Source organism: Amycolatopsis samaneae, from assembly GCF_039541975.1.
Lineage (GTDB): Bacteria > Actinomycetota > Actinomycetes > Mycobacteriales > Pseudonocardiaceae > Amycolatopsis > Amycolatopsis samaneae.
Window position 1 is genome coordinate 1 of record NZ_BAABHG010000046.1, and the last position, 1299, is coordinate 1299.

2 protein-coding genes are annotated in these 1299 nt (G+C 65.2%); one reads left to right on the forward strand and one right to left on the reverse strand.

What is annotated here, in order from left to right; translation table 11 throughout:
- The coding region (locus ABD987_RS44485; protein ID WP_345409091.1) for a glucosaminidase domain-containing protein at window positions 1-549 on the reverse strand (549 nt) is incomplete at its 3' end.
- Window positions 550-732: 183 nt separating this feature from the next.
- Here ABD987_RS44485 and ABD987_RS44490 point away from each other — a divergent pair.
- A partial coding sequence (locus tag ABD987_RS44490) for an NlpC/P60 family protein (RefSeq protein WP_345409093.1) occupies window positions 733-1299 on the forward strand: 567 nt, incomplete at its 3' end.

The following is a 1299-nucleotide window of genomic DNA, read 5'->3' on the forward strand; positions in this document are numbered from 1 at the left end:
CGAACGCCGCTTCCCCGGCCCGCCGGTGTCGAAGCGGTAGAGGTTGTACCTGCGCATCAGGGAGATGACCTTGTCGGCGTAGCTCCCGTCGGTGGCGTACTTCTTCGCCACCTCGCGGATGAACCGGTCCGGATCGTGCCGGAAGGGCAGGGCGCCCGCGTAGTTCGGGCTGGTGGTGAGCAGCCTTCCGTAGTCGCGGAACGAGTCCTCCATCGAGCGGTACACGCGGAAGTACGCGGTCACGGGATGACAGGTCGGCGTGCACTCGGTCGTCTGGTAGGGATGGCAGCCGGTGGCGATCGGCCCGGGGTTGGTGGCGCTCGTGCACTTGAACCCGAAGTAGTTCCGGTCGGCCGTGGACAGTCCGCTCGCGCCCCACCGGGATTCGTGCGCGGCCTGGCCGACCGTGACCGAGGCGGGGATGTCGTACTCGGCGCGCACGCGCTGCGCCGCCGGCCCCGCGACCGCGATGAAGTCCTCCTCACCCGCGAACGCCGCCGGGGCGACAACACCGGACAACGCCAGGCCCAGGAATGCCGCGACACCCACGGCAGCCCCTCGGGAAAGGATGTTCCGCTTTCTTGATCTCATGACCCACCTTCCAGGGAATGCTGTCGGGAAAACCCTGGAAGAAGTCGCTGAAAATCAGATAAAGCCGGTCTTGTAGATCTTTTCTAGACGCTCCGCCAACGATGCGATGGATGGTTTCCTGACCACTAAGAACGGAAAGACATGAAAAAGCTGTTCGATTTCCACAGAGCTTCGTGGCGACTACTGGCCACGCTGCTCGCGGTCCTCGGGTTCGCCGGGGTGACCACGGTGGTGACAACCTCGGCGGCGCAGGCGTCCGACCTCGGTGGCCCGATCGCCCGCAGCGAGGTCATCTGGCGCGCCCAGTACTGGGTGGACCACCAGCCGGGGCCCTACAACCAGGGTGCCTTCTCACCAGGGCCCGGCGGGGACAAGAGCTACCGCAGGGACTGCTCCGGGTACGTCTCGATGGCCTGGCACCTCAACGACAACCCGTGGACGGGTTCGCTGGCCGGCTACGCGCACGAGATCTCCCGGGGGGATCTCAAGCCCGGGGACATCATGCTCTTCGCGGGCACGCACACCTTCCTCTTCGACCACTGGACCGACAACAACGGAAACTTCGTCTACTACTCGTTCGGCTCGACCCCGGTGAAGCACCGGTCGGCCAACATCGGCAGCGCGTCACTCGACGGCCATCCCAACGGCAGCTACCGCGCCTACCGGTACAACAAGATCATCGACGACCTGCCCGGCAAGAAGAAGTTC